This window comes from Psychrobacter sp. ENNN9_III (assembly GCF_001462175.1).
Taxonomy (GTDB): domain Bacteria; phylum Pseudomonadota; class Gammaproteobacteria; order Pseudomonadales; family Moraxellaceae; genus Psychrobacter.
Genome location: NZ_LNUO01000102.1, coordinates 1 through 4,005 on the forward strand (window position 1 = coordinate 1; position 4,005 = coordinate 4,005).

A 4,005-nucleotide genomic window follows, 5' to 3' on the forward strand; every position below is an offset into this window, starting at 1 on the left:
AGACGGAGATGGAATCCATATGGAGTATAATATTGAAATTAAGAGAGTTCATTATAAGGATTATATGATGGCAAGCAAGAATACAACGCCTATTCGCGCTCGCGCAGGCGAGACAGAAAAGGTCACTATTAATCTCGGCTACGTAGATCTTGGACAAGTAGATTTGATGGTGCAAGAAGGTTTCTATTCTAATCGCACTGACTTTATTCGCACTGCGATACGTAATCAGCTAACCACACATGCTGATGTGGTACGTCAAACCGTTGCTCGTAAAACTTTAGAGTTAGGACTACGGCATTACACTCGCGCTGACCTTGAAGCTGTTCAAGAACGTAATGAAAAACTACATATTCAAGTATTGGGTCTGGCGACCATCGCCGCCGATGTAACTCCAGAGCTTGTAGAGGCCACTATTGAAAGCATTACTGTATTAGGGGTGCTGCAAGCAAGCCCAGAGATAAAAGCAGTTTTGGTTAACAAAATGGTTTAAGCATCTGTTTTTACTTTTGCAGCCACCCTTAACATTTATAGATATATCAAGGAAATAGCCAATGGATTTTTCAAAATTTAATATGACACCGCCGCATCTCAAAGAAGCTATGGAACTTATGAAATCTGGTCAGCTAAAAGAAGCCACCATTGCCATTCAAAAGAACTTAAGCGGGGCAGCACCAGCCAGTCATACCGAAAAAAACCCTATTAAAGATGTGACGCCTATTAAGGATGTGACGCCTGGTGTAACATCTGATGTGCCAATGTCACAAGATCGCACGTCCCCGACAGACAAGCGAACAGGCACTGATGAGCTATTTAGTAAGCTGCCTGATAAATTGCAAGATTTTACAGATAAAATGAAAAACTTTAAGCTGGACTTGCCAACGGTTATGAATGTAAGTGCTCTGCGTACTGGGGTTGATACACATATCGAACCGTCTATTCCTGACAATGCCCAGTTTCTCAAAGGCACTCTTAAGTCCTCTCAAGGCAGTCATGACTACCGGTTATATATTCCTTCAAACTACGCTCAAGCGGTAGAAGAAGGCTTGCGCTTGCCTCTAATAGTCATGTTGCATGGTTGTACTCAATCGCCGGAAGATTTTGCAGCAGGTACACGTATGAATGAATTGGCAGAAGAGCACCGTTGCCTGATTGTCTATCCTTCTCAGCCAGCTTCTGCTAATCAAAATCGCTGTTGGAACTGGTTCAAACCTACTGATCAACAGCAAGGTCAGGGTGAGCCTGCATGGCTTGCGGCATTGACTAAATCCATTATTAAGAATTACGCAGTAGATTCATCACGTGTATATATTGCGGGGCTATCTGCAGGCGCTGCTATGGCAGTGATTATGGCAGAGAATTATCCCGAGATGTTTGCAGCAGTTGGCGTTCATTCAGGGTTGGCTTATCGTAGTGCCACTGATTTACCATCTGCATTAATGGCCATGCGTCAGGGTGGCTCTGCTGCTCCAAAACATACAGGAAGCAGTAAGTTTGTCCCGATGATCGTGTTTCATGGCGATCAGGATCATACGGTGAGCATCCGTAATGGCGGACAGATCTTTGAGCAGGCAGAACAGCGCTTACAAGCGCAAAAGACTGGTTTAACGACCCGCCAGCATAAGCAATGTTCTGAGCAAAATTGTCGTAGCACCCAAACAGAGATTCGTGATAGTCAAGGAGTTAACCAGTTGGAATATTGGAAGATTCATGGCGCTGGACATAGCTGGGCAGGTGGCAGTAGCGCAGGATCTTATACTGACCCCAAGGGGCCGAATGCTTCAAAAGAGATGCTGCGGTTTTTCTTGGATCACTCATTAGGACATGTTGACCTAACCTAGTTTTCATTAAACACATGAGCCAAAGCTGCCGTTAATCGGTCATGTTTTGTAATCAGTAGTTTATTTTATGGCTAGCAAACTTTCGATAAAGCTTTCTTTTTTGTGCTTTATTTAGGCACTACAATAGTGGCGACCGACTTTTGGTGTACGCACTATTCACTAAGAGATACACAAGCTTAGCCATTAATTTGCTAAACTTTACTGATTATCATAGGCTCAACTTAATAAAAACCATTGCGTTATTTGCCATGACAGTTAAAGAACATCATGATAAATATAAGCAAATATGTACACAACTCTATTAATTTTAAACCAAAGGAATGTTTATGGCTGTTTATAATGCCCCTCTAACTGACATGCGCTTTATCTTAACAGATGTTTTTAAGGCTCCTGAGTTTTGGCAAAATAACGACAACTTATCTCATGTCGACATGGAAACAGTCGATATGATTTTAGAAGAAATGGCCAAGTTGAGCAAAAACGTTCTATTGCCTATCAATCGTACTGGTGACGAAGAAGGCGCGACTTATCAAGGCGATGGTGTTGTTACTACCCCTAAAGGCTTTAAAGAAGCTTATCAGCAATATGCTGAATCAGGTTGGGTCGGACTTGGCGGTAATCCTGAGTATGGCGGTCAAGGTTTTCCAAAAATGGTCACCATGCTCACCGAAGAGATGCTTTTTACCACCAACCAATCATTTACGCTCTACCCTAACCTAACGGTTGGTGCCACCTTATGTCTCAACGCGGCTGGTTCAGAAGAGCAAAAGCAAACGTATTTAGAAAAAATGTATTCAGGCGAATGGTCAGGCACCATGTGCTTAACTGAGCCGCACGCAGGTACTGACTTAGGTATTATCAAAACCAAAGCTGTGCCAAATGATGATGGTAGCTATAACATCTCCGGTACCAAAATCTTTATCACTGGTGGCGAGCACGACTTAACTGAAAACATTATTCATCTCGTACTAGCTAAGACGCCAAATGCTCCAGAAGGCTCAAAAGGTATCTCTCTGTTTGTTGTACCAAAATTCTTAGTCAATGATGATGGCAGCGTAGGCGAACGTAACACCTTATCAGCTGGCTCTATCGAACACAAAATGGGTATCAAAGCCTCAGCGACTTGTGTCATGAATTTTGATGATGCAAAGGGCTGGATGGTTGGTGCTGAAAATACTGGTCTATCGTCAATGTTTATTATGATGAACTATGAGCGCGTAACGATGGGTCTACAAGGGCTTGGTGGTACTGAGCTTGCTTACCAAAACGCTGCGCTTTATGCGTTTGAACGCGCTCAAGGTCGTAGCGATACTCAGCTACAAAGTCCAGAAAAACCAGCTGATGCTATCGTTCATCATGCCGATGTGCGTCGTATGCTATTGAATGCTAAAGCCAATAGCGAGGCATCACGCTGTTTTGCGATGTATGTTGCAAAACAACTCGACACTGAAAAGTTCAGCACAGATCCTGAAGCAGCTCAAGCCGCTGCTGCGCGTGTTGCTCTACTCACGCCGATCGCAAAAGCATTCTTGACTGATAAAGCGTTAGAAGCCACTGTTGATTGTCAGCAGGTCTTTGGTGGTCATGGTTATGTCCGTGAATGGGGCATGGAGCAAATCGTACGTGATACGCGTATTGCTCAGATTTATGAGGGTGCAAACGGTATTCAAGCACTTGATCTGTTAGGCCGTAAAGTTGCTCGTAATGATGGTAAATATATTACTCACTTCTTAGGTGAAATTCGCGATTATGTGAGTAATATGCAGGCTGATCATGGTATTAAGCAAGCGACATTGGATGCTGCTGATACCGTTGAAGAGTTAACTAAGACAGTCTTGACTAACATTGGCTCTCGTAAAAATGAGATTAATGGCTGCGCAGTGGATTATATGCATGCGGTTGGTTATCTATGCTACTCATATATGTTTGCGCTAATGGTTGAAGCGGCAAATGGTAAAGACGGTGAGTTTTATATCAACAAAGCCAAGCTTGCTGATTACTTTGTTGGTCGTGTTTTACCGCGTATTGATGCGCACGCCCAAATGGTCAAAGCTGGTAGCGATCCGATGATGAACTTTGATTTAGACTATTTTAACGTTCCTGCCAGCTAATCAAGTTTTTTAAAATTGATAGCTGCTTAGGCATCAATGAGATTTAACCCGGGGCA

Annotated in this window: 3 protein-coding genes; all 3 read left to right on the plus strand. The window is 43.1% G+C overall.

Translation table 11 applies throughout. The features are described 5' to 3' along the window. On the plus strand, positions 1-490 hold a 490-nt coding region (locus PENNN9_RS06475), incomplete at its 5' end, for a hypothetical protein (RefSeq protein ID WP_264752921.1). Between the two features lie 61 nt (positions 491-551). Beyond that, on the plus strand, positions 552-1,838 hold the full coding sequence (locus PENNN9_RS06480; RefSeq protein WP_058368887.1) for an alpha/beta hydrolase family esterase: 1,287 nt from the start codon (positions 552-554) through the stop codon (positions 1,836-1,838). A gap of 326 nt (positions 1,839-2,164) precedes the next feature. Continuing rightward, a complete protein-coding gene (locus tag PENNN9_RS06485) occupies positions 2,165-3,949 on the plus strand; it encodes an acyl-CoA dehydrogenase C-terminal domain-containing protein (protein WP_058368888.1) in 1,785 nt (594 codons plus the stop codon). Positions 3,950-4,005 lie beyond the last annotated feature (56 nt).

Coding starts and splice junctions, on each gene's coding strand:
- PENNN9_RS06480 (WP_058368887.1), top strand. CDS start 552: ATGGATTTTTCAAAATTTAATATGACACCGCCGCATCTCAAAGAAGCT.
- PENNN9_RS06485 (WP_058368888.1), top strand. CDS start 2,165: ATGGCTGTTTATAATGCCCCTCTAACTGACATGCGCTTTATCTTAACA.